Consider the following 19,356-nt stretch of genomic DNA (forward strand, 5'->3'; position numbering starts at 1 on the left):
GTCGTTACCTCAGATTCTTAATCCAGGTTGAGATAACGCCTACGATGTAAGAAACGGTTTGAGCTGATCCATCAATCAGAATGTAGTTGATGAGGATCGCTTGAGCCGTTTCTACTATCTCGTAGAACAGCATTCCTACTCACCCCCTCTCCACCCTAAGAGTCATCACGGGGGTAAATTTCATAATGCGTGCCGTGTGCTCTTACCCCGGTGAAAAGGGTTGATTCAACTTTACCGCATGTTTTACAGGTAAAACTCTCTCATTCCTAGACTTCGCGCCGCGTTAGAGTTCAATGACGGTATCGTCCTGCCGGGCGGGCGCATCCTCATCGTGGGTGCTCACCAGCACGATTGCGGTATGGGCCGCTCGCTCAATCAGTTCCCAGACGCGGGCACGGGTAGGCGCATCTAGCCCGGCGGTCGGTTCATCGAGAACCATGACGGTCGTGGGGCTCAGGGCTTTCTGCTCATTCAAGGTTTCGGTCGCCGCCAAAGTACGCGCCAAGGCGATGCGCCTGCCCTCTCCCCCGGACACGCTGCCGCTCTCACCCGCGACGGTGTCATGACATCGAGCACCACTAGAAGTAAATTCGCTTAGTCCCACCGCCTGCAGGTACCGATCGCATATATGCACCGGAATGTCGCGCCCAAACGCCACATTCTCATGCGCGGTACCAACCAGCAGCCCAGCTTCTTGCGGCAGGTAGACGAACCGAAGAGTGCCTTGCGGCGCGCTCATCGACATATAAGCGGGGGTAGTTGTCGCGCGCACCCCAAGAAACCGTTCTAAAAGCAGACTTTTTCCCGCGCCGGATGCGCCACGCACCCAACACGGGCGACCCGGCTTCACCGTATATACACCATAGGATGTTTCACTCAGGTTGCGCGCATCCACGCGGAGGGAAAGCTCACCTGTGGTTATGACATAGTCGACGAGATAGCCCGAATTCTCAGCGGCAGGAGCGGCTATTTTATGGTGCGCTTGCCGGTAACGCTCTGCCGAAACAGCGATGGTCGATACCCCAAAGCCGACGGCTTGGAGTGGACCAATTGCCGCCGCGCACACTCCGATAAGTGCCACCGCAGTACCCGTAATCTGCGCCGGAGAGCCTTCACCGAATAATACGGTTTTGAGCACTATCGCGAGCAGGCATAGAGCCAGCATCGCGCCCTGCCAGGTGTGTAACAACATGGTGTAACGGTAACTTTTGAGAGCTTTTGCTTCTACAGGCAGGCGGCCTTGGGCGTATCGGTCGTGAAGAAAGGGAGCCGCCCCAAGGATTCTGCTTTCACGCCAGAGACGAAGCGTGTTTTCCAGGGTGCCGAAACTGCGCATTGAGCCGTCAAAGAATTCGCCCTGAAACTTCTGATGACGCGCGATCAGCGGCATGCTTCCAGCCAGATAGAGCGCCACAAACCCGCAAAATATGTCTAGCTCCGGCACGCCACCCATCACCAGAATCGAGACAGCACCGGCAATACAACCAACCCCGGCGGGCAGAATTGAGAGGTACAAGGCGGCGAGGGTTTCGCGGATGGATACGGCCTGCGCATCGACGGCATACGCAATTTCGGAGGCGCCTAGTGTAGCGCGTGCGCGCGGGTCGGCGCCGATGCTGGTGGCGAGCGCATCCGCCATATGGCGCGATTGCATTTTCTGCTCGATGAACCCGTAGGCAGGGTAGAAAAGATACCGAAAGCTCTGCCCGATTAGCCACAAAATACTGTAAAGAACCACGAGGACGGCAAGGTTTTGACGCCAGGCTTCTAGGTTTTCAAGGGTGCGCTGAACACCATAACCCAGCAGAATTGGGCAGGCGATCAGAGCGAGCGCAGAGATAATGACGGCGGCCAGTACGCTAAGGTTTTTCGGGAATGATACTCGCCAGGCTAAAGTCATAACGCGAGCACAAAATATAAAATATGGTTTGAGGTATTTCACCGAGTTCTCTTTCTCTCCCGCTGCTCGATGCGGCGGGAGAATGTATTGTCGGTAGTGTGCACCTAGGCACGGTATAACGGTATATATCGTACACTTTCCTGCATATTCGTAGGGTTAAAACGTACGATATGCAGGAAAATGTACGACTTATGGGCGATAGAGGCGGGACAGAAAGGACACGGCGTCTACAGCCGGTAGAAGCCTTCCACCGCGCGGGTCAGGTATGCCATATCGTGAACGTGGCACATTTCGCGCATCGAATGCATCGACAGTAGTCCGATCCCCACATCAATGGTGCGCATCCCCAACCGGGTGGCGGTGATAGGCCCGATCGTGGAACCGCAGGGCATATTGTTATTCGACACGAACTCTTGATAGGGAACGCCCGCCGCCTTACACGCTGCCGCGAAAATACCGGCACCCACCGCATCGGTTGCATACCGCTGATTCGCGTTGATCTTCAGCAGCGGGCCAGCACCGGGAAGCGGGCGCACCGTCGGGTCATGATGCCCCTGGTAGTTCGGGTTCACCAGATGCCCGGCATCCGCCGAAAGGCACACCGAATCGGCGAGTGAGCGGCGGTATTCGTCCTGGCTTTCCCCGCGAGCCTGCGAGAGCCGCACCAGCACATCCTCCAGGAACGGACCGGCGGCGCCACTGCGGGTTTCAGAACCGATCTCTTCGTGGTCGAATCCCGCAAGCATCACGGTGTGCGCCGAGTCTTCGTCAGCATTCTCGGCCACATAGCGTTCTAAGGCGCACAATCCGGCATGAACCGACGAGAGATTATCCAACCTGCCCGAGGCGAAAAACTCTCCGTCTCGCCCGAAACGGCGGGGTTCCTGCGCATCCGCAAAGAGCACATCGTAACCGACGATCTGCTCCGGATCGACCGAACCGCCCTCGTCGATGGTCTGCTGCGCCAAATAGGCGAGCACATCGTTCTCGGTATCATCCACGCCCCAAATGGGGTACATATTGAACTGTTTATCGAGGGTCAGCTCATTACGTTTATGGTCCAGATGAGGGGCCAGCTGCGGCACACGCGCCAACGGCCCAGTCACCACATAGCGATCCTGAAGGGTGCCGTCTTCCCGAAGTACCGTCAGGCGCCCGGCAGCGCGCAGCTCACGATCCAAAAAGGAATTAAGCAGTGCGCCACCGTAATTTTCGACGCCCATCTGATGCCATCCTGCCGCCGTCACCGACGAACTCGGCTTGAGCTTAAGCGACGGCGAATCCGTATGCGCACCCAGCACCCGGTAACCGCTCGCCTTCTGCGCCCGCCGACCGCCAGCCCAAGCAATGATCGCGCCGTCACGCATCACAAAATGCCTGCCGACGGCAGCCTCATTCTGCCACGGCTCGGTTTCGTTCAGCTCGGTAAACCCCGCCGCCTGCAGGCGCCGCGCCACGGTTCGCGCCGCCAGATATGAGACGGGCGAATCGCAGACGAACTGGGCGAGGTCTTCGATATTTTTGACGGCATCAACGGTCATACTATGCGCCTACTTCTTGGGTTTGGGAATGACGGGGAACGCTGAGGTCCACGGTGAAGCGTCGGTTGATCCCTGCTTATGCGATTGTGCGGCTTCCGGCGAGATTTTCGGAATCGGAGCGGTAGCCCAGGGAACCTCTGAGGTGTTCTGGGATGCCTCCTGCTGAGCCCGCGAGGTTTGCGAGGCTACAGCCGAGCCGTCCGCAGCCGCATTCTTCGCGACAGATGTGCCCTGCCCGCTTTCCTTCTGCCGGGCAGCTTCTTTCTGCTGAGCAAGGGCCTGAGCCTTGGCACGCTCATAAGCTGACAAGGCATTTTGCACGGGAATGCTCATTGTGGAGGTATCCGGCGCGTAGTTCTTCGAGGAAGGGTTCTTCGTATCGTCTGCCTGCGCAGTGGATGCGCTAGCGGCTTCCTTCTGCGGCGCGGCTGCATTCGATACAGACCCCTGCGCCCCGGAGGCACGCACCGAAGAATCGGCCCGATTCGAGCCCTGCTGAGCCTTTTGCACGGAGGCGCGTGCCGCTTTCTGCGCCGCATCCAGATCTATGCCTGACGGAGCCTTTTCCGCTGCTGCGGGGGCAACCACGGCAGGCTTGAGTTCATCGGCGATAGTCCTCGCCTGTGCAGACTGCGCGGGTTTATCGGCAGCAGGCGCTTCTTTCCCGGTCGCGCGGGCGGCGGTATTCGCGGCCGTCGGACGCTCAGCCTGGGCTGATTCGTTAGTGTGTACCGGCTTTTGGGGCTGAGCCGATTTATGAGCCTGTGCCGGTTGAGCAGTTTGCGCCGGTTTCTGGGACTGGGCTGACTCATGAGTCGGCACAGATTTCTTGGCTGGCGCAGGCTTACCGATCGGTGCAGGCTTATTAGCCGACGCCGATCCGTGAGCCGGTGCCAGACGCTCGGGCTGTGCGGGGGCAGAAGCCTCGGCCGACGTACCATTCTGCTCGCTCTTACGAACGCCTTCCACAGGCTTCGCGGCGGGTGCCTGTGCAGCCGGTTTCTCCGCGATATTCCACTCGGGTGCACGATGTTCCTCAGCTGCTTGCGGGTTGGCGGGGGCAGCCGAAGACGCCGATTTTACCGAAGCATTATCCTGTGCGGGCTTGGCGTTCCCCGCCACAGGGGCAGCAGGTTGTACAGGTTGTGATTGTACCGGCGCCTGCGATCCTTGCGTTGCAGAAGCAGAGGTATCAGCAGCAGGTGAAGCAGCAGCATTTTTCACGGACATACCGGGCTGTGTGGCCGCGTGCGCAGCACCCGAAGCCGGTGCTGCGGCTGGCGCATCCTGCCCCTGGTTCAGAGCGGCTTTCCTCTTTTGCCGGTAGGTGTACATGTACACGAGCCCGGCGAAGGCAAGCTGCAGAATAAGGGCCTGCACAAAGTCAAGCGCCTGAGCCTCACGATTCGCGTCAAAGGGGTCAGCCAGACCCAGCAGCCCAAAGATAAAAATCGAAACATTATTCGCAATATGCAGGCCGATACCGGCTTCAAGACCGCCAGTGTACCAGCACAAGAACCCGGCGATCAGAGCCATCGTCAGCACAGAAAGCAGACCCCACAGTCCGTAACCATGAAGCACCATAAAGATAGGCGCTGGAATAATAATTGCCCAAGCGGGGTTCTTCAGCCATCGGCCCACGGTCTGCATGAGATAACCGCGGAAGAGCAGTTCCTCGGCGTAGCACTGGAACGGAACTATTAGCAGAATAAGCACAATGTACAGCCAGAACATGCCGGAATTCAGCGGATGCACGCTGTTCTGCGTGGTCAAAGAACCATCCAGAGTCGCGAACCCTACATAGTAAAGACCGAAAATGAGGAACCCAAAGCCTAGGAAAACACCTAAATAGGACCACCGCATGCGGCCCGCAATGGAGTGAATCAGCCCTAAGGGTTTGAAGTTGGTAATCAGGCGCGCAATGAAAATCGCCGGAATCACCGGAATGATGGTAATAAGAAGCGCAATAAAAACAAGCGGGGTCTTAAAAACGTTCGCGTAAATACGCTGCAGATCGGTCAGGTAATCGTAAGGGACGCGCAGCATCACGGCGAATGCCAGCAGCGCAAAGCTCACCATCAGCAGGAGCACAAAATAGATGCCGGCAATCAGCAAACCCTCAAGAACCGGGGTGAACCAACGGGCACGCGGGTTCACATGCGATAACCGGTGATAGGGCAGCTCGCTAGCGCGTTCCAGAAGTTCCTTACGGGTAAGGCGGTTACTCCTGTAATACTCAGCGGAGGCGAAGGTAGACTCAGCGCCGTACCCGTAACTTTCTGCCTGATGCGGGCTCAGCAGCGTGGGCATATTTTGGGTATTAGTGACTGCGCCAGGTGGTTGGTTTGTTGGAATGAACTCAGAACCGTGATGTCCGGGTTCCTGCTGGTGATTAGTGCTCATAGTATCCATAATAGAGGGGACCCTCCCCCGAATGTCACACCGGGGCCATCTGTGCGGGTTGCCTTACGGTGTAATAATTTACCTGCCTATGAACTTTTCGGGCTTATATTTTATGGGAAATATGCCATAATTTGAGGGTTACCGTAGTTTAAAATTTGAGGCTACTCGTGCCTACGCTTCCGGGTGTTTTTGGCGCCAGTAGTGAAGGAAGGTTCAGATGGCTCTCGTCTTCAATCCGCCCCCAAATTGGCCCAAACCGCCTGCCGGGTGGTCTCCTACCCCGACGTGGCGGCCCGATCCCGCATGGGGTCCTGTTCCCGAAGGTTGGCAGCTGTGGATTGAGGAGCCCGAGCCTGAGAATGAGCAGGCACCCTCGACGGCGGAGTCTTCATCTGCCGCATCGGGCTCTTCTGAGGGTTCTTCCAGCGCGAAGCCCTCGCCATCGTCAAGCTCTGAGCAGAGCGGTGAGTCTGCGCAGGCTTCCACCCCGAAGCAGCGTACCGCGCCGACCATTTCCGAACAGTTTGCCGAGCAGAAAACTTCCCATCAGCAGACCCCTGAGCAGAAGACTCAGGCGGAGTCTGCCCATGTTCAGGATGCGGCGTCAGCCGGTTCCGAGTCGCGCGAGGTCGCGGGTGAGCGTGCGGGCGCATCCGGTCCCGGTGCAGCGGCAGACTCTTCGGCCGATTCGCAGGTGCGTTCCGAGCAGAGCGTTTCTGAGACCCCCGTGAACCGTCAGAGCGGCACCGCCGAGGCTCCAAAGCCTCAGGTTTCGGAGCCTACCCGCGAGCCCGCTCGCGATACCCACAATGCCCCGTCCGCACCGGAGGCAAGCGCACAGCAGCCGGGAGTCGCGCAGGGTTCGGGTGTTTCTTACGATGCGCGAGAGCCCCTCAGCGACGCACAGGATTCTCAGGGGTCCGCAGGTTCTGCCACTGCAGCAGGTGCCGAACGACCCGAGGCTGCACGACAGGAGCCTGTATCTTCAGAATCCGCACAGCAGCAGGTTCCTTCACGCGAGTCACGCCCCGAGCAGTCTTCGGATCAGTCTCAGGGTGAGCCTACGGACGCACGCACCCTGTCTGATGCGCGCGATTCGGCTGATTCGCGTGGTACCGAGGCTCAGGCATCTTCCCGACCAGCTACTCCCCCGCGCGGCACTTCCCAGGTTCCTCCCACGCAGCAGCGTTTTGATGGACAGTCTCAGGCTCCCGTGAATCAGCAGCAGTCGGGCTTTGCCGCGCAGAGCTCTCAAGAGCAGAACGCTCAGAACCGGGGTCAGCAGGCTCAGCCCCAACAGCCCGCGCAGTCTCAAAACGTTACTCAGACCCAACAGCCCGGGCAATCTCAGCAGCCGCAGTCTTTTGAGGCCCAGCGTCAGCAAGAGGATTCTACACAGCGCCAGCAGAGCTTCAACCAGCAACAGCAGGGCCCTGGCTCTGATCAGCGTCAGCAGGATTTTGCGCAGCATCAATCGAGTTCAAACGTTTCGCAGTCTCAGACGCCGGGAAGCGGCTCTCAGCAGCAGGGATTTGCATCGCAGAATTCCCAGCAGAATTTTGGTGCTCAGTCTCAGCAGGGCTTTGGCGGTCAGGCTCAGCAGAATCGGGTGCCTCAAGCACAAGGTTCTCAGAACCAGCAGCAGCCTCGCGGGTTTGAGGGTCAGGCCTCTCAGCCTTGGCAGAATCAGCCCGGTCAGCAGCAGTTCAGCCAGTCCCGTGAGCAGAACCAGTCTCAGCCGCAGCAGCCCGCACATTCTCAGCAGGGGCAGCAGCCGCAGTCTTACGAGGCTCAGCGTCGGCAAGAATTTGCCCAGCGCCAGCAGCAGGATTCTACCCAGCGCCAGCAGGACTCCGAGCAGCGTCAAGGTTTTGCGCAGCAGAACCAGGGATCCGAGCAGCAGGGCCTAAGCGCCCAGTCCCAACAGGGATTTGCAGGGCAGAACGCCCAGGAGCAAAACGTTCAGAGCCAGGATCCGCGAAGCCAGGGCACCCAAAGCCAGGGCGCTCAGAACCGAGATACCCAGGGTCAGAGTGCCCCGAATCAGGGTTCGCAGGCGCAGCAGTCCCAGAGTCGAGAGCAGCAGAGCCAGCAGGGATTCGCTCAGCCGCGGTCTCAGCAGCAATCCGGTCAGGCGCGGCCCGGACAATCCCAGCCAGGATATTCTCAGTCCGGTCAGCCTCAGCAGGGGCAGAGTCAGTCCGGTCAGTCGTACCAGGGACAACAGTCTCAGCAGGGGCAGGACCGGTCACGCTCGGGCTTTGGTGCGGGTGCCGCCGCTGGTGCTGTCGCAGGCGCCGCAGCGGGTGCGGGTGCAGCGGCCTCTTCCGGGGCGGGCGCATCCGGCGCTTCGGCTCAGCAGCAGGGTTCTCAGAACCAGGGCGTGCAGGGTCAAAGCGCGCAGAGTCAGAATGCCCAACAGGATCAGGGCTCTCAGTCGGGGCAGAATCAGCAGCACTCGGTGCAGAATGCTTCGAACCAGCAGGGTAACCAGTTCCAGGGGCAGGGTCAGCCCAACCAATTCCAGGGCTCGCAGTCGCAGCAGAACCAGCCTCAGCAGGGTCAGTACCAGTCCGGTCAATCGCAGCAGTTCCAGCAGCAGAACGACGCTCAGAATAATAACGTTCAGAACAGCGGTTTTGCTCAGGGTTCGTACAATCAGAACCAGTCGAACCAGAATCAGCAATACTCCGAGTCAAACACCTCGGATGCGCTCAACGGGTTCACTGCGGCGGCAGCATCCGGGTTCAGCGATTCGCCGTATGCAAACGGTCAGACTCCCTTCAACCAGCCCGAGAAGCCGAAGCGCCCGTTCTTTGCGACTCCCGCCGGGTGGAGCGTAATTGCCGGTGCTGTGGCGCTGTTGATTATTATCATTCTGGTGCTGATTTTCACCCTGCCGCGCGGATCTTCCAATGCAGCAGCATCGGAAAGCCCCGCCGAGTCATCGTCGGCAGCCTCGGCATCGTCAGAGAGCTCGGCAAGCTCATCATCGCCCGCTGAGCTGAAGAATGTTGAGGCGAAATTGCCCAGCGGCGATTTCAAGGAGTACAAGGGCAAGGATAAGCAGACCATCGATATCGAGAAGCCCAAGGGCAACGATTCGAAGGCTATCGTCTACTACGAGTTCACCCCCTCCAAAGAATCCAACTCGCGCCACTCCCTGGAGGGGCGCACGGGGGACGATAAAACTTCCAGCTTCGCTCTGTACACCTCCGCGCTGACCAAAGATAAAATCTCGGGCACCCTGTGGATGGACTTGAATACTTCCAGCCCCACCCGCAAGGTGAATGTCGATAGTGAGGGCGAGTGGCTCATTCGCGTCTACGATGCTTCCTCCGCACCGAAGATTTCTAAGGGCGAGAAGATCAGCGCCGCGTTTAATTCCTACGCCGTGATCTACTCGGGTGGCTCGGGCACCTTGGAGGCTAGCTACGATCATAGGCCGGTGATGGACCTGCGTGTAAAGAATGCGGCACGCTCGAACGATGTTATCTTGGAATCCAGCACCTCGGAGTTCCAGGGCACCGCGAAGTTTGACGCATCCGAAGATGTTTACTTGGCGATTGATTCATTCCAGGGCACCTGGAACGTCGGTATTCGCTAGGTAGCCGGTAACTTCTTGGTCTAAACCGAGATAGAGAAGACCCCCGCATCGTGATCGACGATGCGGGGGTCTTCTGCACGGTTCACAAGGCTATGCCGAGTTCGGGGCGTTTGCCGACTCTGCTGCAGGTTTGACCGAAGCGCTGCGTGCTTTCGGGGTGAGGGCCGCCCACCCCCACAACAGAACGGTCACGATAAAGAGGCACACGATCGGTGTGCCGCCCAGCGCAACACCCGGCGCCGCCAAGAATTCGAGCCCATTCATATTCCACTGGGTCATGCCGCCGAGCACGCGCGGGGAAATGTAGAGCCCCACAACGCCCACCCAGGTCAGGATGCGCGCCACAGTCACCGCGGCGGGCGGCAGGTATGTGAAGAACTCGCCGAATGCATCCACAATAAGCACGAGGACCAGAAGCGGCAGAAGCACGTTATGATGCGACCAGCTGATCGGCGAGAGGCTGACCATGAGGAACCCGGTCACGGCAACCTGGGCGAGAGCCTTGTTGCGGCGTTCGAGCTGATAGAGAATCGCGGCGGTGAGCACGACGGAGAGCACCGCCAGCAGGTAGAAACAGAGCTTGGCGGCGGTTCCGTTCAGCCCATAGTGCATGAGCCAACCCTGAATCGAAATATTATCGACGAAGTTAATATCGCCCACACGCGAAGGATCTGAAACCGCGTGGAACCAGTACTGCGGGGCTTCTTGCGGCAGTAGCACAAAGCCGAGGGCAATGGTGGCGAGGAAGGTTGCACCGAGGGTGATAATGCCCTTCCAGTCGCGGCGCACCAGCAGAATAAGTCCGAATACGAGCGGGGTCAGTTTCAAACCGCCAGCGATACCGATAAGTACTCCGCGCGGCACACGTGTTGCCGGGCGCAGAAAATCGGCAAGAATCAGCACCATAATGATGGGGTTAATCTGCATAAGGTCGAAGGTACGCCGCCAGGGCCCGCAGAGCATTACCACTATGGTGAGTGCGGCGATCGTGCCATAACGCCCGAGCTTATCTTGAAGCGGTAAAGGTCGGCCATGTGCATTGGCATAGGAATACATGATGCTGGAGAGCCACCACGCGGCGGCGGTCGTCATAAGCACCATAATTGCCATACCCACCTTGAGTGGTACGAAGGCAAACGGCAGGAAGACCAGCGCCGCAAAGGGTGGGTAGGTGAACGGCAAATCCAGCACGCCGATGCTCACCATGGCGCGCCCATAAAGTTCTTTGTCGAAACCTTCATTATCGAAAATGGTCATGGCACCCATGCGGTAGATCGAAAAATCCAGACCGCCGTAGGTGTTCACGAAGGCTTCAAAAATATAGCCGCCCACCACCATGAGGATGAGCGCCACTACTGCAAGTTTGCCCAGAACCGGAGTCTGGGCGCGGGATTCAGTCATGGCGTATTAGTACCTGTCTTACTGAGCTGAAGTTCTCGCCCTTTAGTGTAGCGTGGATATTCTGTTCGCCGAAAGATTATATTCCCCTTCGGGCATATACCCAGATGAGAGCCTGTCTTTCTGGGGTGACATATGCTTACGTTAAATACATTGCTTGGGGCGCGGGATGCACGAACCAATCGCTGGTGTGCAGCGAATGCGGTTCCTCACCCTATGCGAACAAGCCACCCACGATATATTCCAAATACAAAATATATACTAGTCAGAAGTATTTTCCGAAGATTTTTTGGGCTCAGGTTTTGTGTTGCTGTGAGTCTTATCCTGAGAACTCTGCCCGGAAGACTCGACGCCTTCACGGGGCTTCACCTTCGCCACCAAGTGCGTACCGCGTTGAGCTCGGGGGCGCCGCAGTCCATGACCTGCCGATTTTGCTGCCGCCGAAGATTTCGCCGCGGGTTTTTCATCGGTTTTTACAGAGGCGGTATCATCGCTACCCTCGGCAGGCGCATCCTGATCGGAAGATTCGGGGTCTTCGCTATCGTCCTGAACCTTCGCCTTCTTGGGCATCTCGGCGATGCGCACCGCAATCTCTAAGGCAAGCACCGCGAACGACGCATAGTAGACGATAATCGAGGGGTACAGATAAGGATTTTTCTGATTTACCCCCACCATCGTGACGGCGAAAACTGCCAGCTCAAGGACCACCACCACAAGCTGTTTGGCAGACCCGCCCGGATTCCTCATCATCAGGTACAACGCCATCAGCGTAAAGAGAACGGGAAAGAAGATCTGCCCCGCCACCGCCATTCCATCTTGGTCGTAAGCGTAAATAGCGAGCGCTTGCATCACGGCGGCAACGGCGGCGAGGGGGGCGAGAGTCAGATACTTCATAGGGCTATTCTAGCGGTTACCACCTACCGACACCGTACTGTATGACGGCTCACGCAAAGCTAAAATTCGCATGGTTCGGGCAATATAATGGAACTATATGCACTGTGACTAAAAGCGATCGAAAGACAACACCGTGAGCGAGAATCCCCATAACCCCACTCCCTCGGGTTCTGACTCAGAAGGATCAACCGGCCGCGATACCGGTCGTGGCGGCGCATCCTCAAAGCCGAGCGCGGCGCAAAGTTCTGCACAGTCCGGGGCCGATGTTTCGGGTTCCGGCAACGATGGACTCACGATTGGGATGCGCCCCACCGAACTCCCCGGCGCCTCGCTAACGCCCGAGGAGATTGCTAAGCGCGCCTCCGGTCGGGGTAGTTGGCACCGCCGCGCATCGAAGCCGGTATCGTACTGGATGTTTGGCGTTATTATCGCGATTCTGGTGCATCGCTTTATCCCCAAGGGCGGTTGGCTGATTGTGCATATGGTGACTCTGGGGCTGATTACGAATTCGATTCTGATCTGGAGTCAGCACTTCACCGAAGCGCTCATGAAAATTAAGATCCCTGATTCGGCTCGCGGCATTCAGGTCACACGTATTTTTGCACTTAACGGCGGTATTGTGCTGCTGATGGCGGGCATGATTCTGCAGGATCTCATGCCGCAGTTCTATCCCCTGACGGTTGTCGGCGCGCTGGCGGTAGGCGCTATGGTCGCTTGGCATGGCTATGCGCTTCTTCGCCAGGTCAAACAGGCGCTTCCCTCGCGGTTTGGCGCCACGATTCGTTTCTATATCGCCGCCGCGTTCCTGCTTCCCGTCGGTGCCGTACTGGGCGCGATGACGGCACTGCCTGGTTTGCGGGGCACACTGCATTCGCAGTTTATGCTCGCGCATGAGGCCGTGAATGTCCTCGGGTTCGTGGGTATTACGGTGGTTGGCACCCTTATTACCTTCTGGCCTACGATGCTGCGCACCAAGATGGTCGAAAATGCCCTGGGAACCAGCGTACGCGCTCTCATTCTGATGTGCGTGGGCGTTGGGGTTACCACGCTCGCTTCACTCTTCGGGATGCGCCCCCTCGCGGGCGCGGGCCTGCTCGTGTATCTGCTGGGGCTGCTGATCGTGGCGTGGGTGATGGTGCGAACCCTTCGCACGAAGCGCCCCACAGAGTTCCCACCAATGTCGGTGGGTGCAGGTTTTATCTGGCTTATTATCGGCGTGGTGTGGACTGCTGGCTTGGTGTTTACCACCCCGTTTGAGGAGCTTCGCATGAGCGAGGTAACCCCCATTTTCGTGGCGGGTTTCCTGCTTCAGGTGCTTCTAGGGGCTATGAGTTACCTGCTTCCCCAGCGTATGGGCGGCGGACCCGCCGTGGTGCGCGCATCCAATAAGGAATTTAGTAGGCTCGCCGCCGGGCGTGTGACGGTTGTGAACTTGAGCCTCATTATTTTCATGCTGCCGAATGCGCTTACGGGCTCTTGGGTGAAGGTCGCTGTCTCTGCCGTGGGTGCGCTCGGTTTGGCTTCGTTCCTGCCGTTTATGGTGCGCGGCGTTAAGGCTTCGGTCAATACCCGTAAAGAGATGATGGCGGCGCGGGCGCGCGGTGAGAAGCCTGCCCCTGTCACGGAGGTCAAACAGGAACCTGTGAATCATACCCGGCAGACCCTTTTCGGCGCGCTTGCTGTGATTCTGGCGCTGACCTTGGGTATTGCGGCCGACCCCAGCTCGGTAGGCTTCAACTTTATAGGCGGTTCTACGGCGACCGGCACGGGACAGACCACAACGCTGAAGGTCAAGGCAACCTCAAACTACCGGTTTACACCCGATACCGCGCAGGTTCCGGTGGGTAACCGCCTGGTGATTGAGGTGACGAACGACGATCAGGGCATGACCCACGACCTCACCTTCGCCAACGGTGCGAAGACCGGAACGCTGAACCCCGGCGAGACGAAGAGTGTGGATGTTGGCGTGGTGACCTCCGACCTTGAGGGCTGGTGCTCGGTGGCCGGGCACCGCCAGCAGGGCATGGTATTTCACGTGAAAACCACCGGCAATAACCTGCAGGCGAACGGACATCACGGGGGCGGCTCCGGCGGTAATAACGGGTCAAATGGCTCGGGCACAAACACGAACCTGCTGACCGCGCAGAACGCGAATATTGATATGCACGCATCCCCAGGCAAGGATCATGAGCGCCGTGATCCGGTGCTGCGTCCCGTGCCTGCGGGCGAGAAACGTGACGGTAAGACTGTTCACAAGATGACCATGGATGTGCAGGAGCTCGACCGCGAGATTGCACCCGGGCTTGATGTGAAGGCGTGGACATTCAACGGTTCGTATATGGGTCCGGTGCTGCACGGTAAGCTGGGCGATGTCTTCGAGATTACCCTGGAGAACAACGGTTCGATGGGGCATTCGCTCGACTTCCACGCGGGCATGGTTTCGCCCGATAACACGATGAAAACCATTGCCCCGGGCGAGAAACTGACCTACCGTTTTGAGGCTACCGGCTCTGGTATTTGGCTGTACCACTGCTCGACCGCACCCATGAGTCTGCATATGGCGGCGGGCATGTACGGTGCCGTAATTATCGACCCGCCGGATCTGGAACCGGTAGATCATGAGTATGTGATGGTTCAGAATGAAACATACCTGACCGATACGGGGCAGACCGCGGCTGACGGCAATAAGCTCGCCGAAGTTTCCTCTGACGGCATTGCGGCGGGCACTCCTTCGCTCACCATGTTCAACGGGCATGCCACCCAGTACGTGAATCAGCCTTTGGAGGTGAAAACCGGCGAGCGCGTGCGCATCTGGCTGCTGGCTGCGGGACCGTCGAAGGGCATGAGTTTCCACGTGGTCGGCTCACAATTTGACACCGTTTATAAGGAAGGCGGCTACCTGCTGCGGAACGGCAGAGATCCGTATGGGGAAACCGGCGGTCACTCGCAGGCACTCGATCTGGACTCGGCGCAGGGCGGGTTCGTTGAGATGCAGTTCCGCGAACCCGGCACGTACACGTTCGTGAACCACCGGTTCGCCGAAATGGAACGCGGCGCGATGGGCAAGATTAAGGTGACGGATAAGTAGTCCGGGAAGTCGGGGGCGGCGGGATTATCGCTGTCGCCTCCCCGTTTTTCCCTGCTGTCCTCCCATACTTTTGTCATGGTTACGGTCGTTTGACAAAAGCACAACCATGACAAAAGTATGGGCTCAGCGTAGACTAGCTAGCTGCCGAGTCCTTCCACCGGCGACATCCGAGCCGAGCGTGCCGCCGGCAGAGCGGATGCAACCAATGCTGATGCAAGACCCACCAGCAGTATCAGCGCCAGACCCAGATACGGCAGATCCGGCACGAACTCCACCTTTTGGTCGGTCGCAGCAAGCACCACCTTCGCACTCACGCTACCGATAAACACACCCCCAAGGATGCCCAACACCACTGCGCCCAGGGTGATCAGTACTGCCTCCGCCGAAATCATGCGGCGCAGCTGCTTGCGGGAGAGCCCCAACGCACGCAACATCGCATTCTCGCGGCGGCGTTCATTGACCGAGAGAGTCATCGTATTTGCCACGCCGATCACCGAGATCACCACGGCGAGGGCGAGAAGACCCAGGGTAATCCCCAGCATGATCGTCAGAACCTGATCGAGCTGACCGCGCTGTTGTAGACCGCCGGTGAACTCGTTGCCGTCATTAGCCTTATTAAGCTGATCCTGGAGCGCGGAGTTCTCAGTAGCGGTCAGCGGGGATTTAGCGTGTACCAGCACCATAGTCTCCGCCCCGGCTGAGGGATTCATACCCCCTGGGGCAGCGGATGCGCCCCGCTGTTCCTGCGCGGCTGAGCCTTGGGGCTGTTCCCCAGATTCTCCGGGCTGCTGCGGAGTCAAGGGCTGCGGGTCATCCGGGTTCTGCAGTTTAGCACCGGTGGTTGGGTTCACCACGTACAGATTCACGATCTTACTGGTCGACTTGATAGGCTTGAGTTCAATCTCTCCTAAGGGTCCGCGTGCCTTCAGGCGGGTGGAATCGTCAAAGCCCGCATTGTTATACAGAGATTCGGGCACAAGCACGGTGTTGTCTTCAGTCGGGTACTTTCCTTCAGCCGGAATAACTTTGGCGAAGTCGTCCTGGCTGAGCGCCACCATACTCGCGGTGTTACTCATTGGCTGGCTGCCGTCTTTCGACGTAATGGTGTACTCTAGGGCACCGGCGGCTGGAGCCACCGCAACGCTTTCGACATTCTTAATCCCCTGCACTTTATCGGCAACCGAGTGCGCCTTGGCAAGGCTCTCAGCTCCCGTGCCGCCACCGGTCCCGTAGGTTGCCGTCGCCGAGACGGGATAGGCACGTTCCATGGACTTCGCCGTCGATGCAGTCATGATGGAGTACCCACTCAGTACTGCAGACACCACGAGCACACCCACCAATACGGCACGCCCGGTCGAAACCGTGCGCTTAGGCGAACGCAGCGCGTTAGCGACTGCCAGATTCCCGGTCTGGGAGCGAATCACCGAACCAAACACGCGAATCAGCGGCGGCAACAACCACGGCAGGAGTAAGAACACGGCAACGCCCAAAAGCAACGCCGCAACCATGACCAACAGCACCCCAGCGCTGCTTTGTTGCGCACCTGCATCCGGGGCACTGGTCAGACTCAGCGACTGCCAAACTGCTGCTGCCCCTGCCACGGCGGCAATCAGGCCCAGGATCAGACCCGCAATGCCCGGCTTCTTCACGGCTTGGGCGGTACCCTCCCCCAAGGCGCTGATGGGCGAAATATTCAGGGCGCTACGTGCCGGGGCGAGCGATGCAACAACCGTTACGAGCGTGCAGACCACCACACCCACCACGAACGCCAGCGGGTTATACGAGACCATGAAATCTTTAAACAGCACACCGGCGAGCGCAGCGACCGGATAGACGAGCGCAGCGCCGATAGCGGAGAAAACAACCCCCACCACGAGCGCCTCAACTAAGAGCATGCGCACCAGGGATTTCCCGTACGCGCCCAGAGTGCGCAGCAGCGCCAACTCACGGATGCGTTGACCGACCAGCACTGCGAACGTATTCGAGATAACGAAAGATGAGACCAGCAGGGCGAGTGCCGCGAACGCCCCTAGAATCACGCCGATAAAGGCAAAGAATTGTGATGTTTCTTCTTTGAGATCCTGCAGGTACTCCCCACCTGACTTCGCCACGGGTTCGGTATTCTGATCACCGGTAGCTAGCTTTTTCTGTAGCTCGGTGCGTGCGTGGGCGTCATCGTCACCTTTGAACTGGACGAACGTCATGCTAGGGTGCGGTAGCTGTGCCGCCTCCATAGATTTCGGGTCAAGCTGTTTGAGCGCCTCATCTGCCGCGTTCTGATAGGAGGTACCACCAATATAAACGTTATCGTTTGAGAATGAGCCGGAGAACCCGGTGTCGAAAATGCCAGCAATGGTGTATTCCTTGGTGGCACCGGTGTTAGGGTTCGTAATAGCTGCCACAACATCCGGTGAGGTCACCGTTGAGCCAAGGTGCAGGTTGTGTTTTTCAGCGAATTCTTTTGAGATCAACAGCTCTGTGTCTGTACCCGGCAGTTTGCCGTCAATGGGGAATGGGAAGAGCTCGGTGTCGGTGGGAGCCGGTGTATACCGCACCTTTGCTGAGTTTTCTCCGGTGCCGAGTTTACCCTGCCCGTCATATATGACCCAGGTGCGCTGAACCGAAGGGTCGTTGGTGATCGTGTCGAGATTTTCGGGCGTGAGGTAATGGTTCGCCGTGTAATTATTTGGGTTGTTAGTTCCAGCCGAGAGGACCACGTTATCGTCTTCTGAGAGCGCATCTCCTATCGCGGCATCTATAGTTCCCTGTAGCGAGCCGAGGAGCACAATAATGGCGGCGATGAAGAATGAGGCAACCGCTATGCCGATGCCGGTCAGAACGTACTTACCTTTAGAAGCGCGCAAGTTAGAGCGCGCCACCGTATTCAGAGATGTATTAGTTCGTTTAGACATAGTAGACATGCGGCTATTTCCCCTCCTGTTAGAACGTGCGGATCTTTACCCTTCCAGCTGCCCTATCGCCTGCAGCACAGCATCATGCGTAGGATTCAGCATCTCCCCAGCAATCGCACCGTCCTTTAAAAACACCACACGATCAGCATACGAAGCAGCATGCGCATCATGGGTGACCATCAGAATCGTCTGCTTCTGCTCAGTGGCGGCATCCCGCAATAGCCTGAGCACCTCGGCACCCGAATTTGAGTCGAGGTTACCGGTGGGCTCATCAGCAAACACCACCTCCGGACGCGACAGCAGCGCACGTACAATAGCAACACGCTGCTGCTGACCACCTGAAAGCTGCTCGGGACGATGACCCAACCGATCTGACAGACCGAGGGTTTTGACCAGGTATTCACGCCAGGCCGGGTCCGGCTTCTTACCCGCCAACCCCAGCGGCAAATCAATATTCTGCCCAGCGGTCAGGGTAGGCACCAGGTTAAACGCCTGGAAGATAAAACCCACGTGCTCACGCCGGAACTCGGTCAGCTGGTTATCCCTCTGCCCATACAGTTCGGTGGTACCAATACGGATGCTGGTCTCTGGAATATGATCGGGAGTATCCAGCGTGGCGAGGGTTTGCATCAGCGTTGATTTACCCGAGCCCGAAGGACCCATAATCGCGGTGAACTTACCCCGCTCAAAATCAATAGTGACATTATTCAGGGCGTGTACAGTTGCCTCACCCCGACCGTAGGTTTTGAACAGGTTTTTGGTGGACACCGCTGGAGTTTCAGTGCTGGCTTCTGTAGTAGTCATGCCCTTAATTGTTGCAGATGCCTACCGCAAAACCCCTACTATTTTATACCTTAAGTTTAGTTTTTTAAAAAATATGTATGCTAATTGCATCTAGCAGAGGGCTGACGGAGATAAAAGTGACGACACACACAAACATGCTCTTTCGTAATATATATGAAGCTTATAATTTCATTTTATCGCCGCGCTCTAGCAATACCAGAACCAACATAGATCTCGGGCCGGTTGCTCAAACCCCTGAGATCTCGAATAGACACTTGCATGCATACTGGGACAGGAATAAGCACTATTCGTATCTATGCTCTATGCTTACGTCAGTAAAAGTGTGTCACATCTCATGGATGTACTATGAGGTGGAAGAGATCAAAAAAACAGCATGATCAAGCAGTCACGGCAATAGGTCAATGGCGAGCCATACCCCCCCCTGCCCTATTCTAGTCTGACACAGCGCACGATTCTCGCACCCCAATAACGAGTTAACCGAAAGCCACAAACCCCCTTGTCAGGTTGTACATATGTAAGATAGAGTCGAAACATCGGAAGGATTTGCAATCATATTTGCGAGTCCCCTCCGATATCAGTAGATTTCGATACTAGCAGAAAGGAGAAGGTAATGGATTCCATTAGCCTTATTGCTGAAGTCAGCGACCAGGAGTTAGCAGGGACCGTAGGTGATCAGGCAGGTGGCCTCTTCACCGTTCCCGGGACCACTACCGTCGGTCACTTCTGCACTATCTCTTGGGAGTGCTCCGGTTTTATCTGCGGTAAGTAGGTAACCGGTAAGGTGTTCGAATAACATCTTAAGATGTTAT

Annotated in this window: 11 protein-coding genes; 3 read left to right on the forward strand and 8 right to left on the reverse strand. The window is 57.6% G+C overall.

What is annotated here, in order from left to right; genetic code table 11:
- Positions 1–4 precede the first annotated feature (4 nt).
- The 4 genes from HMPREF2804_RS10830 to HMPREF2804_RS09390 all read right to left on the reverse strand — a co-directional run bounded on the left by HMPREF2804_RS10830 (position 5) and on the right by HMPREF2804_RS09390 (position 5,844).
- Positions 5–133, reverse strand: coding sequence for a hypothetical protein (locus tag HMPREF2804_RS10830; protein ID WP_013398325.1), 129 nt, complete (start codon positions 131–133; stop codon positions 5–7).
- A gap of 150 nt (positions 134–283) precedes the next feature.
- Complete coding sequence (locus tag HMPREF2804_RS09380) at positions 284–1,900, reverse strand: ATP-binding cassette domain-containing protein (RefSeq protein ID WP_246824245.1); 1,617 nt, start codon at positions 1,898–1,900, stop codon at positions 284–286.
- 227 nt (positions 1,901–2,127) lie between these two features.
- Positions 2,128–3,441: a M18 family aminopeptidase gene (locus HMPREF2804_RS09385; protein WP_013398319.1), complete on the reverse strand. Its 1,314-nt coding sequence runs from the start codon at positions 3,439–3,441 to the stop codon at positions 2,128–2,130.
- 9 nt (positions 3,442–3,450) lie between these two features.
- Positions 3,451–5,844: a CPBP family glutamic-type intramembrane protease gene (locus HMPREF2804_RS09390; RefSeq protein WP_246824246.1), complete on the reverse strand. Its 2,394-nt coding sequence runs from the start codon at positions 5,842–5,844 to the stop codon at positions 3,451–3,453.
- A gap of 217 nt (positions 5,845–6,061) precedes the next feature.
- On the opposite strand from HMPREF2804_RS09390, the gene HMPREF2804_RS11130 reads away from it, so the two are divergent.
- Positions 6,062–9,451 carry a hypothetical protein gene (locus HMPREF2804_RS11130; protein ID WP_070628099.1) on the forward strand — a complete coding sequence of 1,130 codons (3,390 nt, stop codon included), beginning with the start codon at positions 6,062–6,064 and terminating at the stop codon, positions 9,449–9,451.
- Positions 9,452–9,541: 90 nt separating this feature from the next.
- On the opposite strand, the gene HMPREF2804_RS09400 is transcribed toward HMPREF2804_RS11130, so the two are convergent.
- Together HMPREF2804_RS09400 and HMPREF2804_RS09405 are read right to left on the reverse strand one after the other, a co-directional pair.
- Entirely contained in the window at positions 9,542–10,852 is a 1,311-nt protein-coding gene (locus tag HMPREF2804_RS09400; RefSeq protein ID WP_070628101.1) for a glycosyltransferase family 87 protein, read from the reverse strand.
- Between the two features lie 258 nt (positions 10,853–11,110).
- Positions 11,111–11,743, reverse strand: a complete 633-nt coding sequence (locus HMPREF2804_RS09405; protein ID WP_070628103.1) for a hypothetical protein — start codon at positions 11,741–11,743, stop codon at positions 11,111–11,113.
- 301 nt (positions 11,744–12,044) lie between these two features.
- Here HMPREF2804_RS09405 and HMPREF2804_RS09410 point away from each other — a divergent pair, with 301 nt between their 5' ends.
- A complete protein-coding gene (locus tag HMPREF2804_RS09410) occupies positions 12,045–14,831 on the forward strand; it encodes a multicopper oxidase domain-containing protein (protein ID WP_083308375.1) in 2,787 nt (928 codons plus the stop codon).
- Between the two features lie 137 nt (positions 14,832–14,968).
- Here HMPREF2804_RS09410 and HMPREF2804_RS09415 read toward each other — a convergent pair whose 3' ends face one another.
- The gene (locus HMPREF2804_RS09415) at positions 14,969–17,752 is read right to left on the reverse strand and encodes an ABC transporter permease (RefSeq protein WP_083308369.1); all 2,784 of its coding nucleotides are present in this window, start codon (positions 17,750–17,752) and stop codon (positions 14,969–14,971) included.
- A gap of 36 nt (positions 17,753–17,788) precedes the next feature.
- Positions 17,789–18,547 (reverse strand): ABC transporter ATP-binding protein, encoded by a 759-nt coding sequence (locus HMPREF2804_RS09420; protein WP_070628104.1) that lies wholly within the window; start codon positions 18,545–18,547, stop codon positions 17,789–17,791.
- A 610-nt stretch (positions 18,548–19,157) separates the two neighbouring features.
- On the opposite strand from HMPREF2804_RS09420, the gene HMPREF2804_RS11135 reads away from it, so the two are divergent.
- Entirely contained in the window at positions 19,158–19,316 is a 159-nt protein-coding gene (locus HMPREF2804_RS11135; RefSeq protein WP_013398310.1) for a hypothetical protein, read from the forward strand.
- Positions 19,317–19,356 lie beyond the last annotated feature (40 nt).

The organism is Rothia sp. HMSC065G12 (genome assembly GCF_001811455.1).
Classification (GTDB): domain Bacteria; phylum Actinomycetota; class Actinomycetes; order Actinomycetales; family Micrococcaceae; genus Rothia; species Rothia dentocariosa.

Coding starts and splice junctions, on each gene's coding strand:
- HMPREF2804_RS10830 (WP_013398325.1), bottom strand. CDS start 133: ATGCTGTTCTACGAGATAGTAGAAACGGCTCAAGCGATCCTCATCAAC.
- HMPREF2804_RS09385 (WP_013398319.1), bottom strand. CDS start 3,441: ATGACCGTTGATGCCGTCAAAAATATCGAAGACCTCGCCCAGTTCGTC.
- HMPREF2804_RS09420 (WP_070628104.1), bottom strand. CDS start 18,547: ATGACTACTACAGAAGCCAGCACTGAAACTCCAGCGGTGTCCACCAAA.
- HMPREF2804_RS09380 (WP_246824245.1), bottom strand. CDS start 1,900: ATGACTTTAGCCTGGCGAGTATCATTCCCGAAAAACCTTAGCGTACTG.
- HMPREF2804_RS11135 (WP_013398310.1), top strand. CDS start 19,158: ATGGATTCCATTAGCCTTATTGCTGAAGTCAGCGACCAGGAGTTAGCA.
- HMPREF2804_RS09400 (WP_070628101.1), bottom strand. CDS start 10,852: ATGACTGAATCCCGCGCCCAGACTCCGGTTCTGGGCAAACTTGCAGTA.
- HMPREF2804_RS09390 (WP_246824246.1), bottom strand. CDS start 5,844: ATGAGCACTAATCACCAGCAGGAACCCGGACATCACGGTTCTGAGTTC.
- HMPREF2804_RS09410 (WP_083308375.1), top strand. CDS start 12,045: ATGCGCCCCACCGAACTCCCCGGCGCCTCGCTAACGCCCGAGGAGATT.
- HMPREF2804_RS09405 (WP_070628103.1), bottom strand. CDS start 11,743: ATGAAGTATCTGACTCTCGCCCCCCTCGCCGCCGTTGCCGCCGTGATG.
- HMPREF2804_RS09415 (WP_083308369.1), bottom strand. CDS start 17,752: ATGTCTACTATGTCTAAACGAACTAATACATCTCTGAATACGGTGGCG.
- HMPREF2804_RS11130 (WP_070628099.1), top strand. CDS start 6,062: ATGGCTCTCGTCTTCAATCCGCCCCCAAATTGGCCCAAACCGCCTGCC.